The sequence below is a fragment of the Micropepsis pineolensis genome (assembly GCF_055392125.1).
On the sequence record NZ_AP042408.1, the window covers coordinates 2,943,103 to 2,966,041 of the forward strand.

10 protein-coding genes, 4 tRNA genes, 6 rRNA genes and 2 pseudogenes are annotated in these 22,939 nt (G+C 54.8%); 9 read left to right on the forward strand and 13 right to left on the reverse strand.

Going from position 1 to position 22,939, the window contains the following annotated elements:
- Nucleotides 1-49 precede the first annotated feature (49 nt).
- The 6 genes from ACZ5RI_RS13160 to ACZ5RI_RS13185 all read left to right on the forward strand — a co-directional run bounded on the left by ACZ5RI_RS13160 (nucleotide 50) and on the right by ACZ5RI_RS13185 (nucleotide 6,307).
- The gene (locus ACZ5RI_RS13160; protein WP_464513671.1) at nucleotides 50-1,267 is read left to right on the forward strand and encodes an ammonium transporter; all 1,218 of its coding nucleotides are present in this window, start codon (nucleotides 50-52) and stop codon (nucleotides 1,265-1,267) included.
- A 33-nt stretch (nucleotides 1,268-1,300) separates the two neighbouring features.
- Nucleotides 1,301-1,639 (forward strand): P-II family nitrogen regulator, encoded by a 339-nt coding sequence (locus ACZ5RI_RS13165; protein WP_464513672.1) that lies wholly within the window; start codon nucleotides 1,301-1,303, stop codon nucleotides 1,637-1,639.
- Nucleotides 1,640-1,793: 154 nt separating this feature from the next.
- A complete protein-coding gene (locus tag ACZ5RI_RS13170) occupies nucleotides 1,794-2,228 on the forward strand; it encodes an acyl-CoA thioesterase (RefSeq protein WP_464513673.1) in 435 nt (144 codons plus the stop codon).
- Between the two features lie 185 nt (nucleotides 2,229-2,413).
- Nucleotides 2,414-3,169, forward strand: a complete 756-nt coding sequence (gene otsB, locus ACZ5RI_RS13175) for a trehalose-phosphatase (protein WP_464513674.1) — start codon at nucleotides 2,414-2,416, stop codon at nucleotides 3,167-3,169.
- A 2-nt stretch (nucleotides 3,170-3,171) separates the two neighbouring features.
- A complete protein-coding gene (locus tag ACZ5RI_RS13180) occupies nucleotides 3,172-4,941 on the forward strand; it encodes a glycoside hydrolase family 15 protein (protein ID WP_464513675.1) in 1,770 nt (589 codons plus the stop codon).
- Nucleotides 4,942-4,945: 4 nt separating this feature from the next.
- Entirely contained in the window at nucleotides 4,946-6,307 is a 1,362-nt protein-coding gene (locus ACZ5RI_RS13185) for an alpha,alpha-trehalose-phosphate synthase (UDP-forming) (RefSeq protein ID WP_464513676.1), read from the forward strand.
- A gap of 57 nt (nucleotides 6,308-6,364) precedes the next feature.
- Here ACZ5RI_RS13185 and ACZ5RI_RS13190 read toward each other — a convergent pair whose 3' ends face one another.
- Complete coding sequence (locus tag ACZ5RI_RS13190) at nucleotides 6,365-6,727, reverse strand: hypothetical protein (protein WP_464513677.1); 363 nt, start codon at nucleotides 6,725-6,727, stop codon at nucleotides 6,365-6,367.
- 119 nt (nucleotides 6,728-6,846) lie between these two features.
- On the opposite strand from ACZ5RI_RS13190, the gene ACZ5RI_RS13195 reads away from it, so the two are divergent.
- Nucleotides 6,847-7,647: a helix-turn-helix domain-containing protein gene (locus tag ACZ5RI_RS13195; RefSeq protein ID WP_464513678.1), complete on the forward strand. Its 801-nt coding sequence runs from the start codon at nucleotides 6,847-6,849 to the stop codon at nucleotides 7,645-7,647.
- Nucleotides 7,648-7,744: 97 nt separating this feature from the next.
- Here the strand turns inward: ACZ5RI_RS13195 and rrf (ACZ5RI_RS13200) are convergent.
- The 7 genes and pseudogenes from rrf (ACZ5RI_RS13200) to ACZ5RI_RS13230 form a co-directional block, all read right to left on the reverse strand.
- A 5S ribosomal RNA gene (gene rrf / locus ACZ5RI_RS13200) occupies nucleotides 7,745-7,859 on the reverse strand.
- A 92-nt stretch (nucleotides 7,860-7,951) separates the two neighbouring features.
- Nucleotides 7,952-10,694, reverse strand: a 23S ribosomal RNA gene (locus ACZ5RI_RS13205).
- Between the two features lie 240 nt (nucleotides 10,695-10,934).
- A tRNA-Ala gene (locus tag ACZ5RI_RS13210) sits at nucleotides 10,935-11,010 on the reverse strand.
- A 55-nt stretch (nucleotides 11,011-11,065) separates the two neighbouring features.
- Nucleotides 11,066-11,142 (reverse strand) — tRNA-Ile (locus ACZ5RI_RS13215).
- 154 nt (nucleotides 11,143-11,296) lie between these two features.
- Nucleotides 11,297-12,776 (reverse strand): 16S ribosomal RNA (locus ACZ5RI_RS13220).
- The 16S, 23S and 5S rRNA genes sit together here with 2 tRNA genes alongside, the layout of an rRNA operon.
- 762 nt (nucleotides 12,777-13,538) lie before the next feature.
- Nucleotides 13,539-13,910, reverse strand: a pseudogene (locus tag ACZ5RI_RS13225) (AAA family ATPase); the annotation flags it as partial.
- Between the two features lie 147 nt (nucleotides 13,911-14,057).
- A pseudogene (locus ACZ5RI_RS13230) lies at nucleotides 14,058-14,270 on the reverse strand (hypothetical protein); the annotation flags it as partial.
- A gap of 287 nt (nucleotides 14,271-14,557) precedes the next feature.
- Here ACZ5RI_RS13230 and ACZ5RI_RS13235 point away from each other — a divergent pair.
- Nucleotides 14,558-14,971, forward strand: coding sequence for a hypothetical protein (locus tag ACZ5RI_RS13235; protein WP_464513679.1), 414 nt, complete (start codon nucleotides 14,558-14,560; stop codon nucleotides 14,969-14,971).
- Nucleotides 14,972-15,108: 137 nt separating this feature from the next.
- On the opposite strand, the gene rrf (ACZ5RI_RS13240) is transcribed toward ACZ5RI_RS13235, so the two are convergent.
- The 5 genes from rrf (ACZ5RI_RS13240) to ACZ5RI_RS13260 all read right to left on the reverse strand — a co-directional run bounded on the left by rrf (ACZ5RI_RS13240) (nucleotide 15,109) and on the right by ACZ5RI_RS13260 (nucleotide 20,140).
- Nucleotides 15,109-15,223: ribosomal RNA gene (rrf, locus tag ACZ5RI_RS13240) — 5S ribosomal RNA — on the reverse strand.
- 92 nt (nucleotides 15,224-15,315) lie between these two features.
- Nucleotides 15,316-18,058: ribosomal RNA gene (locus ACZ5RI_RS13245) — 23S ribosomal RNA — on the reverse strand.
- Nucleotides 18,059-18,298: 240 nt separating this feature from the next.
- Nucleotides 18,299-18,374: transfer RNA gene (locus tag ACZ5RI_RS13250), tRNA-Ala, on the reverse strand.
- Nucleotides 18,375-18,429: 55 nt separating this feature from the next.
- Nucleotides 18,430-18,506: transfer RNA gene (locus ACZ5RI_RS13255), tRNA-Ile, on the reverse strand.
- Nucleotides 18,507-18,660: 154 nt separating this feature from the next.
- Nucleotides 18,661-20,140, reverse strand: a 16S ribosomal RNA gene (locus tag ACZ5RI_RS13260).
- An 877-nt stretch (nucleotides 20,141-21,017) separates the two neighbouring features.
- On the opposite strand from ACZ5RI_RS13260, the gene ACZ5RI_RS13265 reads away from it, so the two are divergent.
- Nucleotides 21,018-22,817: a DUF885 domain-containing protein gene (locus ACZ5RI_RS13265; protein ID WP_464513680.1), complete on the forward strand. Its 1,800-nt coding sequence runs from the start codon at nucleotides 21,018-21,020 to the stop codon at nucleotides 22,815-22,817.
- Nucleotides 22,818-22,939 lie beyond the last annotated feature (122 nt).

A 22,939-nucleotide genomic window follows, 5' to 3' on the forward strand; every position in this document is an offset into this window, starting at 1 on the left:
TGCACAATCTATAAGCAAGACAATCAAATACTGTGCGTATTAAGGGGGGATGATGATAAACGGTGCAGATACCGCCTGGATTTTAACATCCAGCGCGTTGGTATTGATGATGACCCTGCCAGCGCTTGGCTTTTTCTACGCTGGGTTGGTGCAGTCCAAGAACGTGCTGTCGATCCTGTTCCAGTGTGTGGCGATTGCCGCGCTGGGCTCGCTTTTATGGTTTGCCTTTGTCTACAGCGAGGCCTTCTCGGGCAGCGGGGCCTATATCGGCGATCTGTCCGACCTGTTTCTGGCCGGGATGGCACGCGGGGCGGTGCATCCGGGCACCCACATCCCGGAAAGCGTGTTTGTCATGTTCCAGATGACCTTTGCGGTCATCACCCCGGCGCTGATCGTCGGGGCCTATGCTGAACGCATCCGCTTTTCCGCCGTGCTGCTGTTTTCCGGTCTGTGGCTGGTGGCGGTCTATGCCCCGGTCACCCACTGGATCTGGGGCGGCGGCTTTCTGGCGCAGGCCGGGGTGCTCGATTTCGCCGGCGGTATTGTCGTGCATCTGACCGCCGGGATCTCGGCCCTGGTCGCCGCCTGGGTTCTGGGACCGCGGCGCGATTTTCCCACCGGCATCAATCCGCCCCACGCCCCCTGGATGGTGATGGTCGGGGCGTCGTTCCTGTGGGTGGGCTGGTTCGGCTTTAACGCCGGCAGCGCGCTGGCCGCAGGGACCGATGCCGGAATGACCATGCTGGCCACCCATCTGGCCGCCGCATCCGCCACCGCGGTGTGGGTGGCAATCGAATGGATCAAATACGGCAAGCCGAGCCTGGTGGGCGCGGTCACCGGCACGGTGGCCGGTCTGGCCACCATCACCCCGGCATCGGGCTATGTCGGCCCTTTGGGCGCTGTGGCGCTGGGCGTGGTCGGCTGCCTGATCTGTTTTGTCGCCGTACAGATCGTCAAACGTGGCTTTCAGGTTGATGACGCCCTCGACGTGCTGGGCGTGCATGGCGTCGGCGGCACACTGGGCAGCCTGCTACTGCCCTTTGCCGCCCTGATCGGCAGCGGCCACGCCGTGATGGCCCGCCCGGCCCTCAGCCAGTTCTGGCTCCAGACCGAGGCCGTCGTGATTGTCGGGCTGTGGTCGGCCGTTGTGACCTTCGCCATCGTCAAGCTGGCGGGGGTATTTGGCCTGCGCGCCGACGAAGATGCCGAAATTCACGGGCTGGACTTTTCGTATCATGGTGAAAGCGGCTATCATGCCGAGCATTAAGCAACAAAACCACCCCATTAAGAGGAAACCGTCATGAAACTCGTCATTGCGATCATTCAGCCCCACAAGCTCGATTCCGTACGCAATGCCCTGACCGACCTCGGCGTCAGCGGCATGACGGTGACTGAGGTCCGCGGCTATGGCCGCCAGAAGGGCCAGAAGGAAATCTATCGCGGCGCCGAATACACCATCGCCTTCATACCGAAGCTGCGGCTGGAAATCGCCGTGCCCGACGACCGGCTCGACGATACCATCACTGCCATCCGTCAGGGGGCGCTGACCGGCAAGATCGGTGATGGCAAGATCTTCGTTGTCGAACTGAACGATGCCATGCGCGTGCGCACCGGCGAAACCGGCAACGACGCGCTGTAAAAGCTTAACCCAAACCTCAACCTCACGGCGGGCCGCTTAAAACGGGCGGTTCGCCGTTTTTTGTTGGGTCATACCTTTGGCCAATAACAGATGATAGCCACACACGGCTTTATGGTGTAGGCTGACAAAACACAGATAAGATGTAAGGAGTGCGATGCCGCCCATCTCCCCATCCACCGTCCCGCCCAAGCCCCCCACCAAAGCTTCGGAAACCCCACACGGGCAACTGACCGTTCGTGTTATGGCCATGCCGGCTGACACCAACGCCAATGGTGATATTTTCGGCGGCTGGGTGTTAAGCCAGATGGACATTGCGGGTGGCATCGCCTCGTCGGATCGGGCACGGGGCCGCACAACGACAGTGCGGCTGGAGGGGATGACCTTTCTGCGCCCGGTCAAGGTGGGCGACACCCTGTGCGTCTATACCGAAATTGAACATATCGGCACCACCTCGATGCGGATTCACATCGAAGCCTGGGCCAACCGCTTTCTGACCCATCACCGTGAAAAGGTTACCGATGCGACGTTTATCTATGTCGCCATCAACGAAAGTGGCAGGCCGAGACCTGTGCCCAAAGAAGAGAATTAATTTACGCAGGCGATGCTGTCTGTAAATGATACCATTTTCCGGCACAGCATATAAGCGGACCGCTAACGCTTACCGCATATGTAACAACCGTGCCGGCAAGGATCTTTTCACCACAGGGCCGGGCCTATCACAAACGTGTGCGGCAAGAGGTTGACGGAATGTCGCATCTATGAATACTCTTTTGCATGGCCTTGGCGAACATTGTGCAGACCGAGCTCACGCCGCCACAACCCCAATCCCATTGGGCGCTGTTTCTCGATATTGACGGTACACTGATCGATCTGGCGGCCACCCCGGCCGACGTGGTAATACCGCCGGAACTCGCCATGCTGCTGCGTAACGCTCAAAATGCGCTGGACGGGGCACTGGCATTGGTCAGTGGGCGGACGATTGCGATGATCGACGCAGTGCTGGCCCCGATGGCGTTGCAACTTCCCTGCGCTGGTGAGCATGGTGCGATCCTGCGCCTTAGCGACGGCGGCCTGCGCATCCCGCCCGACAGCTATAAAATTCCGCAAGAATTATATAATACTGCCTGTGCCGCCGCACAGAGCTGGACCGGGGTTATTGTTGAACAAAAAAACTTTGGCCTGACGCTGCATTACCGCCAGGCGCCGGAGCATGCCCGTAACGTTCACACGCTGGCTGAGCGCTTGTTACAAGAAGCGCCACCGGGGTTTGAAGTATTGCCCGCCAGCATGGCACTGGAGCTGCGCCACTGCGCCCTTAACAAGGGCTATGCTGTAGACAGCTTCATGACACACACCCCCTTTGCAGGCCGGATGCCGGTCTTTGTTGGCGATGATCTGACCGATGAAGATGGCATGCGCGCCGCCAGCCGTCTGGGCGGTTTTGGATTGCAGGTCGGGCGGGATTTCGGTGGGCGCACCGAACATGTCCGCCGCTGGCTCGGCACGGTTGGATCAATACAGAAAGGCTAGGCATGACGCAGCTTGATCTTGCCCCCATCGGTAATTGTGCGGTGGCCAGCCTGATTGACCGGCAAGCCCGCCATGTCTGGTTTTGCTTTCCCCGACTGGATGGCGACCCGATCTTCAACGCCCTGGTTGGCGGCGCAGAACCAGACAGCGGGTTCATGGATGTCGTGGCCGAAAAGATGCGCTTTTGTCGCCAATCATATTTGCGTAACACAGCAATACTGGAAACGACGTTTGAAACTGGCACGGATGAAGAATTCCGCGTCATCGATTTTGCACCACGCTTTCGCCAGTTTGGCCGCAGCTTCCGCCCACCGATGATTGTTCGGCGGATTGAGCCGGTACGCGGCCAACCACGCATTACACTTAAGGTTCGCCCCACGTTTGGATATGGCAGCGTCAAACCGCAGATCAGTATTGGCAGTAATCATATCCGCTACTATGCAGACCCCGATGTGGTGCGGCTGACATCCAATGTCGGGCCGTCCTATATTCTCAATGAAACGCCATTTCTGCTGACCCGGCCAATCTCGCTGTTCCTCAGCACCGATGAAAGTATTCCGGAATCCCCCAACACGCTTTCGGCGCGGTTTTTACAGGAAACCAAATCATTCTGGGAAGACTGGGTACGCAAACTGGCCATCCCGTTTGATTGGCAGGATGCGGTGATCCGGGCAGCCATAGCGCTGAAACTATGCAGCTACGAAGAAACCGGTGCCATTGTTGCCGCGCTGACCACATCAATCCCCGAAGCGCCCGACACACCACGCAACTGGGACTATCGCTATTGCTGGCTGCGCGATGCCTATTTCACGGTATCAGCGCTCAACAAACTCAACGCCACACGAACGATGGAGAATTATGTCCGTTTTCTGCTCGACAGTGTGGTGCGCGAGGAAGCCGGTGATTTACCCCCGCTATATCCGATCACCACGGGCCAGTCGCTAGAGGAGGTTGAAGCACCCGCATTGAAAGGCTATCGCGGCATGGGGCCGGTGCGGGTTGGCAATGCCGCGGCGCTGCAACGACAAAATGATGCCTATGGCTCGGTCATCTTATCATCAGCGCAACTATTCTGGGATACGCGTATTCCGGCCATTGGCGGACAGGATCTCTACCGGCGACTACGCCCGATGGGGATCGCAGCGCATAACAGCGCGCTAAAACCCGACGCAGGCTTATGGGAATTTCGCGGCCGCAGCAGTGTTTTCACGCATTCTGCCGTAATGTGCTGGGCCGCGCTGCACCGTCTGGAAATGATTGCGCGTAAAGTAGGCGCCAGTCAGGACGCCGCGCGCTGGGGGCAAAATGAACAGGCATTACGTCAGGAAATCTTAAACCGCACCGTCACATCAGAGGGGTGGATTTCCGGCGCACTGGATGAAAAGCTGGTCGATGCATCAGTGCTGCTGCTGCCGCAACTGGGATTTCTGCCTGCGACCGACGAGCGATTTATCCGTACACTGGATATTGTTTCCAAGCGACTGGTGCGGGATGGTTTTCTGCTGCGCTATGATGAAGCTGACGATTTCGGCCTGCCGCAAACCGCGTTCCTGGTTTGCACCTTCTGGTACATCAACGCGCTGGCGGCGGCAGAGCGTAAAGACGAAGCCCACGAGCTTTTTGTCAATCTTCTATCACGGCGCAATCCCGCCGGACTGTTATCCGAAGATATTGATCCGCATACCGGTGAATTATGGGGGAACTTTCCGCAGACCTATTCCTTGGTGGGTTTGACACTTTCGGCGCACCAGCTCAGTCGACCTTGGGAGTAAAATCATGGCACGTACCGTTATTGTTTCGAACCGGATTCCTGTTCCCAATGCCCGTGGCCCACAGGCTGGCGGTCTGGCCGTGGTACTGAAAGATGCCATTAAAGCAGATGATTTATGGTTTGGCTGGAGTGGCAAAACCGCCCCGGAAAGCAGCACGGAGCCAGAGATAACGTTGCGCGATGGCGTGCATTATGCCACGCTGGATTTGTCGGAAAGCGATTATCAGAAATTCTACATCGGCTTTGCCAACGGCACATTATGGCCGCTGCTGCATTTTCGTTTAGGCCTGATGGAGTTTCGGCGTGAACATCTGGAAGGCTATCGCGCGGTAAATCAGTATTTCGCCCTGGCGTTGGTCAAGCTGCTTAAACCCGGCGATCAGATCTGGGTACATGATTATCATCTGATGCCGCTGGCCGCCATGTTGCGTGACTTAGGTGTCACTGAACGGATGGGGTTTTATCTGCACATACCTTTCGTTCCGGCCAGTGTTTTCCGCGCATTACCGCAAGGGCAGCGCCTGCTGGAAGACCTTTGCACCTATGACGTTCTGGGTTTTCAGACCGAGCAGCACCACCGCGATTTTCTGGATTGTGTACGTCAGATCCTGCGCATTCCGGCACGCGAAGACGGCACCATTCAAACCACACAGCGCACGGTCAAATCCCTGGCCGACCCGGTCGGGATTGATGCCATCGCTTTTCAGAAAATGGCCGAAAAAAACGTCAAGGGACGCAATGCCCAAAGGTTGCAAAACAGTCTGAACGGTTCGCAGCTGATGATTGGTGTTGACCGACTGGATTATTCCAAGGGGCTACCCGACCGCTTTGAAGCGTTTAACCGCTTCCTGACGCGCTTTCCGGAACACAAACAAAAGGTGAGCTTTCTTCAGATTGCCGCCCCATCGCGGCAAGAGGTCAGTCAGTACGCTGCGCTGCGCCCCGTGCTGAACCGCATGGCCGGTGACATCAATGGCCGACATGGTGCATTCGACTGGGTGCCCCTGCGCTATATGAGTCAAGGGGTTCTACGTTCGACGCTATCAGGGTTCTACCGGCTGGCGCATATCGGCGTAGTGACCCCACTACGCGATGGCATGAATCTGGTTGCCCACGAATATGTAGCCGCACAAAATCCAGCAGATCCCGGCGTGCTGATCCTGTCACAATTTGCCGGTGCCGCGAGCTATTTCGAAGATGCGCTGATCGTCAATCCTCATGACCCGGATGAAATTGCCGAAGCCATGCATGAAGCCATGAATATGCCGTTGGAAAAACGCAAAAAACGCTATGACCGGCTTTTTGAAAGCTTAAAAAGCCTGACAACAAAGGCCTACAGCGATACGTTTCTGAAGGCGCTGGCCTGAAAGCATTGGACGGTACGGTCGCCAGCTAAGCCTGCCTCGTGATTTAATCCACGGCGCTTAAAACGGCTTAGCCCACATCAGATAGCTGATGCCGACCAGCAACATAACCTGACACAGTGCGGCGCTGGATGCGCGCTGTTTGCGCCCCGTGACTAATGCCCGCTTGGCAAAGCTGCCTGCGACCCCGTGGGCCACAACCGCCACAAAACCAAGATAGGGAAACAGCATTACCAGCCATGACTGCAGTAAAAACACACCGCTGATACCAGCCATCCCGGTTGTTGCCATAGCGCTGATGAAAGACACCTTCTGCCACCGCAGCAAACCGCCCGTACGTTTTGCACCCAGCATGACCAGGGCCGCCCATGCCACCGTGGTGACAAAAGACAGTATCGCCACCCAACCATGCACATTCGCCATCACCTGGTACATATATCTATCGCCATATAGAATTGGATAATCAGTGATGGCAGTTTACATCTAAGGATTACGCACTTCCTGTACGATAGTGCACACCACATGTACGATTGGACACAGTTATGCTGTGGAGCTTACACACCAGAATTTCGCAACCGTCATTGCGTCACGGTCATAACATTATCGAATTTGCGTATTGCCTGACCAAGGGGGGCGCATTGCTCAGCCCGCATGGGGAAATCCCACTTCGCCCGGGCAGAACTATTCTTATCCCACCCGATCTGCCGCACAGCTACCGGCCGGATGCTGCCAGCTTCATTGAAATGAAGATTATCTGCCTGAACGCAGAAGAAGCAGCCGTGAATTTATCGCCCCGACTGACCGAGGATTTGCGCCAGATCTGCGATACTGGTGTCACCTATGCAGATCACGGCAGTGCCCCGCTAGTGCGCGCGGCCTGCGGCGCCATTACCGATGGCATCGCAGACCAAATCGACAAACAGGAGGCGGTGCGATGGGCTGCGGCATCCTTGCTACTCTCCTGTCACGCAAGCCAGGTCGAGCTGCCGTACCTGCAGCAATCGGGGAAGTATGAGGCGAAGATAGCGTCGATCCTACGCTGGATAGACCACCATCTTGATACGACCATCAGTATCGACGAGATTGCACACCGTCATGGCATGTCGCGCAGCCTGCTCATCCGCGAATTCAGGCGTCGTACCGGCAGCAGCATTGTGATGTATTGCAACAGGCGGCGCACCGAAAAAGCCGCTCAGCTTCTGGCGGGTGCAGCATATAGCGTGACGCAAATTGCGTTCTTATGCGGCTATAGCAATCTCAGCCACTTTCATCGCCAGTTCAAAGAACGCTATGGCCTGCCCCCTGGCGCATTCCGCATTCAGGTAAAAACCGGCAAAGGGTAATATTTTTAAGAATGAAACAAGCAACAAAAAACCCCACCGGATTAATGGTGGGGTTATTTGTATGAGATTGAGAAGGCGTAAGATCTGTCTTTAGCAGGACTGGCAGCGACCGACTCTCCCACGGCTTGAGCCGTAGTACCATAGGCGCTGGAGGCTTTAACTGCCGAGTTCGAAATGGGATCGGGTGGAATTCCTCCGCTAAGACCACCAGTCCGGCAAAAGACAGATAGTTGATACGACACTTGAGACTGAATGAGGTGTTTGTTTGTGTCTGGCTTTATTTCCAGACATGAAACGAAGCTTGATGATCAAGCCAATCGAGCGATTAGTACCAGTAAGCTCAATGCATTGCTGCACTTACACATCTGGCCTATCGACGAGGTAGTCTTCCTCGGCTCTCGAGCGAAACCTGGTTTTGAGGTTAGTTTCCCGCTTAGATGCTTTCAGCGGTTATCTATTCCGTACTTAGCTACCCGGCTATGCGGCTGGCGCCACAACCGGTCCACCAGAGGTACGTTCCTTCCGGTCCTCTCGTACTAGGAAGAAATCCTCTCAAGTTTCGAACACCCACGGCAGATAGGGACCGAACTGTCTCACGACGTTCTAAACCCAGCTCACGTACCACTTTAAATGGCGAACAGCCATACCCTTGGGACCGGCTACAGCCCCAGGATGTGATGAGCCGACATCGAGGTGCCAAACCGCACCGTCGCTATGGACGCTTGGGTGCGATCAGCCTGTTATCCCCAGAGTACCTTTTATCCGTTGAGCGATGGCCCTTCCACACGGGACCACCGGATCACTATGACCGACTTTCGTCTCTGCTTGGTCCGTCGACCTTACAGTCAGGCAGGCTTATGCCATTGCACTCAACAACCGATTTCCGACCGGTTTGAGCCTACCATCGCGCGCCTCCGTTACTCTTTGGGAGGCGACCGCCCCAGTCAAACTGCCCACCATGCATGGTCCTGGAACCCGTTCAGGGTCCTCAGTTAGACATCAGGATCACAAAGGGTGGTATTTCAAGGGTGGCTCCATCCAGGCCAGAGCCCGGACTTCAAAGCCTACCACCTATCCTACGCATCACAATCCTAATGCCAGTGCAAAGTTGCAGTAAAGGTTCATGGGGTCTTTCCGTCTGACCGCGGGAACCCCGCATCTTCACGGGGAGTTCAATTTCGCTGAGTAGATGTTGGAGACAGTGGGGAAGTCGTTACGCCTTTCGTGCAGGTCGGAACTTACCCGACAAGGAATTTCGCTACCTTAGGACCGTTATAGTTACGGCCGCCGTTTACCGGGGCTTCGATTCAACGCTTTCACATCTCCTCTTAACCTTCCGGCACCGGGCAGGCGTCAGACGCTATACGTCATCTTTGGATTTCGCAGCGCCCTGTGTTTTTAGTAAACAGTCGCCACCCCCTGCTATGTGCCCCCGGCCAAGACTTGCGTCGAGACCGGGCCCTCTTCTTCCGAAGTTACGAGGGCAATTTGCCTAGTTCCTTCAACATCCTTCTCTCAAGCGCCTTAGCATACTCTGCCTGTCCACCTGTGTCGGTTTAGGGTACGGACTATATGGGAGCTATTTCCTGGGACCGCTTCACTGCAACCTCAATCCAGTAAGAGGTTACAACTTACGCGATCCGTCACATTCCCAATGGCCCAGGAATATTTACCTGGTTCCCATCGACTACGCCTTTCGGCCTTGCCTTAGGGGCCGGCTAACCCTGCGCAGATTAACTTGACGCAGGAACCCTTGGACTTTCGGCGAGAGGGTCTCTCACCCTCTTTATCGCTACTCATGTCAGCATTCTTACTTCCGATACCTCCAGGGTCAGTCACCTTTCCCCTTCGCAGGCATACGGAACACTCTGCTACCATTCCATCTTACGATGAAATCCTAAGCTTCGGCTCGTGGCTTGAGCCCCGTTACATTTTCGGCGCAAAATTCCTTAACTAGACCAGTGAGCTGTTACGCTTTCTTTAAATGATGGCTGCTTCTAAGCCAACATCCTGGTTGTTTTGGGAATCTCACATCCTTTCACACTTAGCCACGAATTAGGGGCCTTAGCTGTAGGTCAGGGTTGTTTCCCTCTTCACGACGGACGTTAGCACCCGCCGTGTGTCTCCCATGCTCAGCACTCATCGGTATTCGGAGTTTGGTTGGGTTTGGTAGGCGGTGAAGCCCCCTAGCCCATCCAGTGCTCTACCCCCGATGGTGATACATGAGGCGCTACCTAAATAGCTTTCGCAGAGAACCAGCTATCTGCAAGTTTGATTGGCCTTTCACCCCTAGCCACAACTCATCCCCGACTTTTTCAACAGGCGTGGGTTCGGTCCTCCAGTGCGTGTTACCGCACCTTCAACCTGGTCATGGCTAGATCACTTGCTTTCGGGTCTCATCCATCTAACTCAATCGCCCTATTAAGACTCGCTTTCGCTACGCCTGCACCTGACGGCTTAGGCTTGCTAGATAAACGAACTCGCTGACCCATTATACAAAAGGTACGAGGTCACCTTGCGGCTCCCTCTGTTTGTAGGCGTCCGGTTTCAGGTCTATTTCACTCCCCTTGTCGGGGTGCTTTTCACCTTTCCCTCACGGTACTAGTTCGCTATCGGTCACACACGAGTACTTAGGCTTGGAGCGTGGTCGCCCCATGTTCAGGCAGGATTACACGTGTCCCGCCCTACTCAAGGATCTTCAAAATTTCTACCCGTACAGGGCTATCACCTGCTATGGCTGTCCTTTCCAGAACATTCCGGTTCTTAATTGAAGACCACTGGCCTGATCCGCTTTCGCTCGCCACTACTAACGGAGTCTCGATTGATGTCCTTTCCTCCGGCTACTGAGATGTTTCAGTTCCCCGGGTTTGCTTCTTACCCCTATGAATTCAGGGTTCGATAATCCTTGCGGATTGGGTTTCCCCATTCGGAAATCTGCGGGTCAAAGAGTGCTCGCCTCTCGCCGCAGCTTATCGCAACGTGCTACGTCCTTCATCGCCTGTGTGTGCCAAGGCATCCCCCAGACGCCCTTGCTTTAACGCTTGATCACTCAGCATTCGTTCCATGTCCAGAAATAAGACCAGACAGTTCGCACCATCCAACCCATCCCTGAAGCATGTTTTAAAATGCGATCAGTTTTTCGAGTGTCGTATCGGATTAACCTGTAAGTATCGGCTAATCCCGCCTTCACAATGTCATATATCATCGTCATTCTGATCTTACGATCAAACGACGAAGCTTGTACCTTGTCCCGTTTATTGTACCTTGATATCTGCGATCCACGCGATTGGTGGAGCCAACCGGGATCGAACCGGTGACCTCAAGCTTGCAAAGCTAGCGCTCTCCCAACTGAGCTATGGCCCCGGTAATCGGATATCTTCCAAACGATGCTTATCTGCTCGCGCTGTAGCTGGAGCAGTGGTGGGCCCGGAACGAGTTGAACGTTCGACCTCACGCTTATCAGGCGTGCGCTCTAACCACCTGAGCTACGAGCCCGATAGGTGTCTTACCGCTTGTGGTACGTCAATACAGCCGTGCTGCTTGACTAAACGGGAGGAAGGGAAACGAAGGGGGCGGCTGCAAACTTGCCATTGTCTATACAGATACCGGGAAACGACATGAGTGCCGTTAATCGGGGTATCATCCATAGAAAGGAGGTGATCCAGCCGCAGGTTCCCCTACGGCTACCTTGTTACGACTTCGGCCCAGTCGCTGATCCTACCGTGGCTGGCTGCCTCCTTGCGGTTAGCGCACCATCTTCGGGTAAAACCAACTCCCATGCCGTGACGGGCGGTGTGTACAAGGCCCGGGAACGTATTCACCGCAACCTGCTGTTTTGCGATTACTAGCGATTCCACCTTCATGCAGCCGAGTTGCAGACTGCAATCTGAACTGGGATGGCTTTTTGAGATTAGCATCTTCTCGCGAAGTAGCTGCCCATTGTCACCACCATTGTAGCACGTGTGTAGCCCAGGGTGTAAGGGCCATGAGGACTTGACGTCATCCCCACCTTCCTCCGGCTTGTCGCCGGCGGTCCCTCTAGAGTGCCCAACTTAATGATGGCAACTAAAGGCGAGGGTTGCGCTCGTTGCGGGACTTAACCCAACATCTCACGACACGAGCTGACGACAGCCATGCAGCACCTGTCTCCAAGTCCCTTGCGGGAAAACTCTCTTTCAAGAGCGGTCTTGGGATGTCAAACCCTGGTAAGGTTCTGCGCGTTGCGTCGAATTAAACCACATGCTCCACCGCTTGTGCGGGCCCCCGTCAATTCCTTTGAGTTTCAACCTTGCGGCCGTACTCCCCAGGCGGAATGCTTAATGCGTTAGCTGCGCCACTGAACAGCGAGCTGCCCAACGGCTAGCATTCATAGTTTACGGCGTGGACTACCAGGGTATCTAATCCTGTTTGATCCCCACGCTATCGCGCCTGAGCGTCAGTAACGGGCCAGTGAGCCGCCTTCGCCACTGGTGTTCTTCCCAATATCTACGAATTTCACCTCTACACTGGGAATTCCACTCACCTCTCCCGTACTCAAGCTATCCAGTTTCGAAGGCAGTTCCAGAGTTGAGCTCTGGGCTTTCACCCTCGACTTGAATAGCCGCCTGCGCGCGCTTTACGCCCAGTAATTCCGAACAACGCTAGCCCCCTTCGTATTACCGCGGCTGCTGGCACGAAGTTAGCCGGAGCTTATTCTCCCGGTACAGTCATTATCTTCCCGGGTAAAAGAGCTTTACAACCCTAAGGCCTTCATCACTCACGCGGCATGGCTGGATCAGGCTTGCGCCCATTGTCCAAGATTCCCAACTGCTGCCTCCCGTAGGAGTCTGGGCCGTGTCTCAGTCCCAGTGTGGCTGATCTTCCTCTCAGAACAGCTAAAGATCGTCGCCTTGGTAGGCCATTACCCTACCAACTAGCTAATCTTACGCGGGCTGATCTAATGGCGATAAATCTTTCCCCTTACGGGCTTATCCGGTATTAGCTCACGTTTCCATGAGTTGTTCCAAACCACTAGGTACATTCCCACGCGATACTCACCCGTCCGCCGCTCCCATTGCTGGGCGCTCGACTTGCATGTTTGAGGCCTGCCGCCAGCGTTCGTTCTGAGCCAGGATCAAACTCTCAAGTTATGATCCTAGAGACACAAACGCTGAATGCTATAATTTTGCGTGTTCGCATTCACTGCTTTGACGAGGTTTGATCTTCCCGGCCCCGTCAGGAACCAGAAAAATCGAACATCTATAAAAGTATGTGTTTGCAAAGGAACGCGAGCATTCAACATTAGCGCTCGATTTGAAACCTGTCAGATACTTGATCCGACAGTGTGGCAAGCCGAGCCGCCGCCCACGTTCCCCTTCCTCGATCTACAATGTCAAACAACTACGCCTAAAACTTCTGTACTTACTTCGCTTTTTAGACGCCTGAACCGTTCGCCAGTGAGTGTCACCGGCGTGCGGCGTGGCGCGGTGTATAAGCACCATCCCCGCACCTGTCAAACGACAATTCAAAAAAAACGACCCGCCAGCCAAACCTTTTTCTCTAAACCCCGCTTTTGCTGGCTTTTTTAACTATTTGTTTTTTACCCCGCCCGCGTACCAGCTGTCGGTACCAAAGCTGTCAAAACCACCAGATACGGCCCTAAAGCACCATATTCTACGATTTAGGCCAAAACGCCGTCGGCAGATTGTAGGACCGATTCACCCGCCCCAAACCCTCGCCGCACCCGCTGAACGGAATCGATTCCCCGCCACGCATCCCAAAATCCCAGCCAAAATCACATATCACCCCGCAAAACCGCTCTAAATGCCGATTTCCCCCCCAAAAACGAGACGCCAGATGGTCTTTGGCTGGGCACATAAACGAAACGCGCCGGCAAAGCGGCGCGTTTCGTTTTATTCGTTGGCAGATCCGGCGTTCCGTTTGGCCCGCAGCTTGGCCCAATAGTCGAGTCGCTTCAGCACCTCGCGCTCGAAACCGATTTCCCGGGGGCGATAAAAATTCTGCCGCGCCATGCCATCGGGAAAATAGTTCTGGCCGGAAAAGCTGTCCTCGACATCGTGGTCATATTGATAGCCCGCACCATAGCCCAGTTCCGACATCAGCTTAGTCGGTGCGTTGAGGATATGCGCAGGCGGCATGACGGAACCGGTTGCCTTGGCCGCAGCCCGGGCCGTGTCGATCGCAATCTCCATCGCATTCGATTTCGGCGCCGTGGCCAGATAAACCACGCATTGCGCCAGCGCGATCTCGCCTTGGCAGCATCCGGAGTATCCTTGAGAAGAGACACAACACGGCTGTTCTGACCAACTACACTTCCCAGCACCTTCTTGGTCCATATCCGACTTAGCACGCCCCACGAGCTCGAGAACGTCTGTCACAGGCACAGCCCCCGTACTGCCAAGTGCCGCATAATCACTCAGCAGCCCCATCTGGTCATAGGCAGACAGCGAGGCAAACCCGGTTGCAATCGTCGCGAATAGATCCGGGGCATAGAGCGTACGATAATAGCCAGCCTGCCCCGCATTCACGACAGCCGCACGACCAGCATATGTTTCGATGATCGCAGGCTTTTCGAATACCAGACCACGCCACAGCACACTGCCGTCGTTTTGGGCCACCGTCACCGGAATATGCCAGGTTATCGCTTGTTTTCCGCTTTCATCGACAACGAAACGTGACTGGCTTAACGCAATACCGTTTGCTGTTTTGCGACACGAATCACAGGAACGCCGTGCTGTAGGGTGAAGTCGTGTGCCACCAAAGAAACCGATTTACCGGATGTTTTATCAAGCCCCCCCCCAGATCCCGCTGGACCGGCAGTCATCGCGGGGCGTGGGAATATCTCAACTACTCGCAGGAATGGTACCAAGAGTACTTTATTTTCGCCGCAGTGCGGCATCCGCTAATCCGCATGCATTCGGCGTTCTATTTCCTCAAATGCGGCGGTATGAACGCCCGCGACAAGCGCTGGGCAGACCATAATCTGGCTCCATTCGATAATTTTTATGACTTCATGATGGCGCTGAAAGATCTGGCCTATCGCAAACACATCATGCGCTTTCTGCACTTTTTTCCGCAAAGCTATTTTCTGTGTGATGCGACAGCAAAGCCCATCGTCAATCACTTCGTCCACACCGAAGATTTTGAAGCGGGCATGCGCACCGTGTGCGATAAGCTCAACATCCCCTATGTGCCATGCCACGACAACACGACGATCCGGCGGGACATTCGGCCCGGTGACTTTGACGATGCCCCGGCAAATATCTGCTACGAGATTTATCATCGGGATTATGAGCTGCTCGGCTATCACCGCCATGTCGGATAGCAAGGAGCACCGGCCAGGATTAAGTCCTTAGACGGATTAGATTTTTTAAGAATGAAACAAGCAACAAAAAACCCCACCGGATTAATGGTGGGGTTATTTGTATGAGATTGAGAAGGCGTAAGATCTGTCTTTAGCAGGACTGGCAGCGACCGACTCTCCCACGGCTTGAGCCGTAGTACCATAGGCGCTGGAGGCTTTAACTGCCGAGTTCGAAATGGGATCGGGTGGAATTCCTCCGCTAAGACCACCAGTCCGGCAAAAGACAGATAGTTGATACGACACTTGAGACTGAATGAGGTGTTTGTTTGTGTCTGGCTTTATTTCCAGACATGAAACGAAGCTTGATGATCAAGCCAATCGAGCGATTAGTACCAGTAAGCTCAATGCATTGCTGCACTTACACATCTGGCCTATCGACGAGGTAGTCTTCCTCGGCTCTCGAGCGAAACCTGGTTTTGAGGTTAGTTTCCCGCTTAGATGCTTTCAGCGGTTATCTATTCCGTACTTAGCTACCCGGCTATGCGGCTGGCGCCACAACCGGTCCACCAGAGGTACGTTCCTTCCGGTCCTCTCGTACTAGGAAGAAATCCTCTCAAGTTTCGAACACCCACGGCAGATAGGGACCGAACTGTCTCACGACGTTCTAAACCCAGCTCACGTACCACTTTAAATGGCGAACAGCCATACCCTTGGGACCGGCTACAGCCCCAGGATGTGATGAGCCGACATCGAGGTGCCAAACCGCACCGTCGCTATGGACGCTTGGGTGCGATCAGCCTGTTATCCCCAGAGTACCTTTTATCCGTTGAGCGATGGCCCTTCCACACGGGACCACCGGATCACTATGACCGACTTTCGTCTCTGCTTGGTCCGTCGACCTTACAGTCAGGCAGGCTTATGCCATTGCACTCAACAACCGATTTCCGACCGGTTTGAGCCTACCATCGCGCGCCTCCGTTACTCTTTGGGAGGCGACCGCCCCAGTCAAACTGCCCACCATGCATGGTCCTGGAACCCGTTCAGGGTCCTCAGTTAGACATCAGGATCACAAAGGGTGGTATTTCAAGGGTGGCTCCATCCAGGCCAGAGCCCGGACTTCAAAGCCTACCACCTATCCTACGCATCACAATCCTAATGCCAGTGCAAAGTTGCAGTAAAGGTTCATGGGGTCTTTCCGTCTGACCGCGGGAACCCCGCATCTTCACGGGGAGTTCAATTTCGCTGAGTAGATGTTGGAGACAGTGGGGAAGTCGTTACGCCTTTCGTGCAGGTCGGAACTTACCCGACAAGGAATTTCGCTACCTTAGGACCGTTATAGTTACGGCCGCCGTTTACCGGGGCTTCGATTCAACGCTTTCACATCTCCTCTTAACCTTCCGGCACCGGGCAGGCGTCAGACGCTATACGTCATCTTTGGATTTCGCAGCGCCCTGTGTTTTTAGTAAACAGTCGCCACCCCCTGCTATGTGCCCCCGGCCAAGACTTGCGTCGAGACCGGGCCCTCTTCTTCCGAAGTTACGAGGGCAATTTGCCTAGTTCCTTCAACATCCTTCTCTCAAGCGCCTTAGCATACTCTGCCTGTCCACCTGTGTCGGTTTAGGGTACGGACTATATGGGAGCTATTTCCTGGGACCGCTTCACTGCAACCTCAATCCAGTAAGAGGTTACAACTTACGCGATCCGTCACATTCCCAATGGCCCAGGAATATTTACCTGGTTCCCATCGACTACGCCTTTCGGCCTTGCCTTAGGGGCCGGCTAACCCTGCGCAGATTAACTTGACGCAGGAACCCTTGGACTTTCGGCGAGAGGGTCTCTCACCCTCTTTATCGCTACTCATGTCAGCATTCTTACTTCCGATACCTCCAGGGTCAGTCACCTTTCCCCTTCGCAGGCATACGGAACACTCTGCTACCATTCCATCTTACGATGAAATCCTAAGCTTCGGCTCGTGGCTTGAGCCCCGTTACATTTTCGGCGCAAAATTCCTTAACTAGACCAGTGAGCTGTTACGCTTTCTTTAAATGATGGCTGCTTCTAAGCCAACATCCTGGTTGTTTTGGGAATCTCACATCCTTTCACACTTAGCCACGAATTAGGGGCCTTAGCTGTAGGTCAGGGTTGTTTCCCTCTTCACGACGGACGTTAGCACCCGCCGTGTGTCTCCCATGCTCAGCACTCATCGGTATTCGGAGTTTGGTTGGGTTTGGTAGGCGGTGAAGCCCCCTAGCCCATCCAGTGCTCTACCCCCGATGGTGATACATGAGGCGCTACCTAAATAGCTTTCGCAGAGAACCAGCTATCTGCAAGTTTGATTGGCCTTTCACCCCTAGCCACAACTCATCCCCGACTTTTTCAACAGGCGTGGGTTCGGTCCTCCAGTGCGTGTTACCGCACCTTCAACCTGGTCATGGCTAGATCACTTGCTTTCGGGTCTCATCCATCTAACTCAATCGCCCTATTAAGACTCGCTTTCGCTACGCCTGCACCTGACGGCTTAGGCTTGCTAGATAAACGAACTCGCTGACCCATTATACAAAAGGTACGAGGTCACCTTGCGGCTCCCTCTGTTTGTAGGCGTCCGGTTTCAGGTCTATTTCACTCCCCTTGTCGGGGTGCTTTTCACCTTTCCCTCACGGTACTAGTTCGCTATCGGTCACACACGAGTACTTAGGCTTGGAGCGTGGTCGCCCCATGTTCAGGCAGGATTACACGTGTCCCGCCCTACTCAAGGATCTTCAAAATTTCTACCCGTACAGGGCTATCACCTGCTATGGCTGTCCTTTCCAGAACATTCCGGTTCTTAATTGAAGACCACTGGCCTGATCCGCTTTCGCTCGCCACTACTAACGGAGTCTCGATTGATGTCCTTTCCTCCGGCTACTGAGATGTTTCAGTTCCCCGGGTTTGCTTCTTACCCCTATGAATTCAGGGTTCGATAATCCTTGCGGATTGGGTTTCCCCATTCGGAAATCTGCGGGTCAAAGAGTGCTCGCCTCTCGCCGCAGCTTATCGCAACGTGCTACGTCCTTCATCGCCTGTGTGTGCCAAGGCATCCCCCAGACGCCCTTGCTTTAACGCTTGATCACTCAGCATTCGTTCCATGTCCAGAAATAAGACCAGACAGTTCGCACCATCCAACCCATCCCTGAAGCATGTTTTAAAATGCGATCAGTTTTTCGAGTGTCGTATCGGATTAACCTGTAAGTATCGGCTAATCCCGCCTTCACAATGTCATATATCATCGTCATTCTGATCTTACGATCAAACGACGAAGCTTGTACCTTGTCCCGTTTATTGTACCTTGATATCTGCGATCCACGCGATTGGTGGAGCCAACCGGGATCGAACCGGTGACCTCAAGCTTGCAAAGCTAGCGCTCTCCCAACTGAGCTATGGCCCCGGTAATCGGATATCTTCCAAACGATGCTTATCTGCTCGCGCTGTAGCTGGAGCAGTGGTGGGCCCGGAACGAGTTGAACGTTCGACCTCACGCTTATCAGGCGTGCGCTCTAACCACCTGAGCTACGAGCCCGATAGGTGTCTTACCGCTTGTGGTACGTCAATACAGCCGTGCTGCTTGACTAAACGGGAGGAAGGGAAACGAAGGGGGCGGCTGCAAACTTGCCATTGTCTATACAGATACCGGGAAACGACATGAGTGCCGTTAATCGGGGTATCATCCATAGAAAGGAGGTGATCCAGCCGCAGGTTCCCCTACGGCTACCTTGTTACGACTTCGGCCCAGTCGCTGATCCTACCGTGGCTGGCTGCCTCCTTGCGGTTAGCGCACCATCTTCGGGTAAAACCAACTCCCATGCCGTGACGGGCGGTGTGTACAAGGCCCGGGAACGTATTCACCGCAACCTGCTGTTTTGCGATTACTAGCGATTCCACCTTCATGCAGCCGAGTTGCAGACTGCAATCTGAACTGGGATGGCTTTTTGAGATTAGCATCTTCTCGCGAAGTAGCTGCCCATTGTCACCACCATTGTAGCACGTGTGTAGCCCAGGGTGTAAGGGCCATGAGGACTTGACGTCATCCCCACCTTCCTCCGGCTTGTCGCCGGCGGTCCCTCTAGAGTGCCCAACTTAATGATGGCAACTAAAGGCGAGGGTTGCGCTCGTTGCGGGACTTAACCCAACATCTCACGACACGAGCTGACGACAGCCATGCAGCACCTGTCTCCAAGTCCCTTGCGGGAAAACTCTCTTTCAAGAGCGGTCTTGGGATGTCAAACCCTGGTAAGGTTCTGCGCGTTGCGTCGAATTAAACCACATGCTCCACCGCTTGTGCGGGCCCCCGTCAATTCCTTTGAGTTTCAACCTTGCGGCCGTACTCCCCAGGCGGAATGCTTAATGCGTTAGCTGCGCCACTGAACAGCGAGCTGCCCAACGGCTAGCATTCATAGTTTACGGCGTGGACTACCAGGGTATCTAATCCTGTTTGATCCCCACGCTATCGCGCCTGAGCGTCAGTAACGGGCCAGTGAGCCGCCTTCGCCACTGGTGTTCTTCCCAATATCTACGAATTTCACCTCTACACTGGGAATTCCACTCACCTCTCCCGTACTCAAGCTATCCAGTTTCGAAGGCAGTTCCAGAGTTGAGCTCTGGGCTTTCACCCTCGACTTGAATAGCCGCCTGCGCGCGCTTTACGCCCAGTAATTCCGAACAACGCTAGCCCCCTTCGTATTACCGCGGCTGCTGGCACGAAGTTAGCCGGAGCTTATTCTCCCGGTACAGTCATTATCTTCCCGGGTAAAAGAGCTTTACAACCCTAAGGCCTTCATCACTCACGCGGCATGGCTGGATCAGGCTTGCGCCCATTGTCCAAGATTCCCAACTGCTGCCTCCCGTAGGAGTCTGGGCCGTGTCTCAGTCCCAGTGTGGCTGATCTTCCTCTCAGAACAGCTAAAGATCGTCGCCTTGGTAGGCCATTACCCTACCAACTAGCTAATCTTACGCGGGCTGATCTAATGGCGATAAATCTTTCCCCTTACGGGCTTATCCGGTATTAGCTCACGTTTCCATGAGTTGTTCCAAACCACTAGGTACATTCCCACGCGATACTCACCCGTCCGCCGCTCCCATTGCTGGGCGCTCGACTTGCATGTTTGAGGCCTGCCGCCAGCGTTCGTTCTGAGCCAGGATCAAACTCTCAAGTTATGATCCTAGAGACACAAACGCTGAATGCTATAATTTTGCGTGTTCGCATTCACTGCTTTGACGAGGTTTGATCTTCCCGGCCCCGTCAGGAACCAGAAAAATCGAACATCTATAAAAGTATGTGTTTGCAAAGGAACGCGAGCATTCAACATTAGCGCTCGATTTGAAACCTGTCAGATACTTGATCCGACAGTGTGGCAAGCCGAGCCGCCGCCCACGTTCCCCTTCCTCGATCTACAATGTCAAACAACTACGCCTAAAACTTCTGTACTTACTTCGCTTTTTAGACGCCTGAACCGTTCGCCAGTGAGTGTCACCGGCGTGCGGCGTGGCGCGGTGTATAAGCACCATCCCCGCACCTGTCAAACGACAATTCCCACTTTTATGAATTTTTTACGGGCGGGACTGTGAACAATGGCACGTAAGCGCGGAAAACGTGGATTATGGAGCGCAAAACATTAACGTACCGTTATAAGGGTGCGCTGAAATTAATCATCTTTTTAGCGATAAATGGCGTATTTGCCTCTCGGAATCGTCTTTCGGCCTCCACTTTTCTGGCTCAAAAATGGACTCACCCGTGGAATCGGGGAAAAAGCCCCGGATTGGCCGCCGCAAAGATCACCGATCTGCTCAGGAGCCAGCCACATGCGCCCGAAAATTAGGTTCAAACGTGACTAAGGACAGGCTAACGCCCCCTTTTAAGAAGCCCCCATTTGGTCACGATGGCGTCTTTTTCGGCAGCAAGCGATTTACCTTTGGGCGCCACGACCAACAAACGCCCTATAAAGTGACTGAAGTGGTGGGATTGCGTGTGAGCAAGCTTGTTGGCCAGCCCCCCAGTCTCTTAAGCTCCGGCCAACACCAAGAAAGGGGTAACATGCTTAATCGTCGTCACTTGCTGCTATCGGGCTCAGCTGCCGCGCTGGCAACCATGGTTCCGGCCGGGGCCAAACCGTCCGATGAGGTGGCCAAGATGAACGTGCTGTTCGACAGCTTCATCAATGAGCAGATGGAAGCTTCGCCGGAATTTGCCACCGGCCTGGGCCTCGACAAGGGTGCCCGTGCCTGGCTGAAAAGCCGCCTGTCTGAAGTCACCCCAGTGGCCGCCGATGCAAACAAGGCCCTGACCGCCAACCAGCTGAACCGCCTTAAAACGATTAATCGCAAAAAACTCAAAGGGTTAGATGCGACGAACTATGACGCGGTCTATTATCAGCTGGAACAAAACGACCGTGCCAATAAGAAGTTCGCCTTTATTGGTGCCCCCTATGTGCTGCATCAGCTGGGCGGATCGTACCAATCGCTGCCCGATTTCCTCGACAGCCAGCATACGATTGAAACCAAGGAAGATGCTGACGCCTATCTGGCGCGTCTCGACGCCTTTGGCACCATGATGGATCAGGAGGCGGAATCTGTCCGTCACGATGTGGCGATGGGCGTGATTCCGCCCGACTTCGTTATCGACCGCACGCTGGAACAGATGGCACACTTACGCGGGGTTGAGGCGGATAAGTCGCCGCTGGTTGATTCTGTCATCCGCCGCACCAAAGAAAAGAACATACCCGGCAATTATGGCGATGAGGCCGTGGGGATTCTGAACAATGTGGTCTATCCCGCACTCAGCCGTCAGATCGAGCTGATGAAGAGCCTGCGCCCCAAGGCCGTGCACGATGCCGGAATCTGGCGCCTGCCGCAGGGCGACGAGCTGTATGCCGCAGCACTGGAAGCGCAGACCACCTCGACCAAAACGCCGGAAGAAGTCTACCAGCTTGGTCTGGAAGTGGTGAAAGACTGCACGGCACAGATTGAAGCGATCATGAAATCGCAGGGCATGACCAACGGCACCGTCGGCCAGCGCCTGCGTGCCATGTTCGACGATCCGAAATTCCGTTACGAGAATACAGACGCGGCCAAGGAAAAGCTGATCGCCGACCTTAACGTCAAGATCGGTCAGGTGCAGGCGCTTCTGCCAGCCTATTTCGGCGCCAAACCGAAGGCCGGCGTGCAGGTCAAGCGCGTGCCCAAATATATCGAGGCCGGCGCCCCCGGCGGCTATTACAACAGCCCGTCGCTCGATGGCAGCCGCCCCGGCTTCTATTACATCAATCTGCGCGATACGGCGGAAGTGCCGAGCTGGACCCTGCCCACCCTAACCTTCCACGAGTCGATTCCGGGCCATCACCTGCAGATTTCCATCGCACAGGAAACCTCGCTGCCGATGCTGCGTAAGATTTCGCAGTACAACGCCTATGTTGAAGGTTGGGCGCTCTATGCCGAACAACTGGCGGTCGAGATGGGGCTTTATCAGAACGACCCCATGGGCCATATCGGCCAGTTGCACGATGCCATGCTGCGTGGCGTGCGTCTGGTGGTCGATACCGGCATGCATGCCAAGAAGTGGAGTCGGGAACAGGCGATTCGCTATTACGCCGACACATTGGGCGACCCGGACAGCGGGGCGACCACCGAAATCGAGCGCTATTGCGTTTGGCCCGGTCAGGCCTGCGGCTACATGATTGGCAAGATCACCATCCTGCGTTTGCGGGATATGGCCAAGGCCAAGCTTGGTTCGAAATTCGACATACACAAATTCCATGACACGGTGCTGTTGTCCGGCGCATTGCCGCTGACCGTGCTGGAATCGGTGGTGACCGAGGCTGTTACCAAAGCGGCCTGACCCGGTCCCGGCAGAGTACAGACAAAGCGCGGCATGGAAACATGCCGCGTTTTTTTATCGGCAGGGGGCCGCCCGCCCCCAACTGAGCCCATTGGCGCGCCCCGGACTACGCGCTAAAGAAG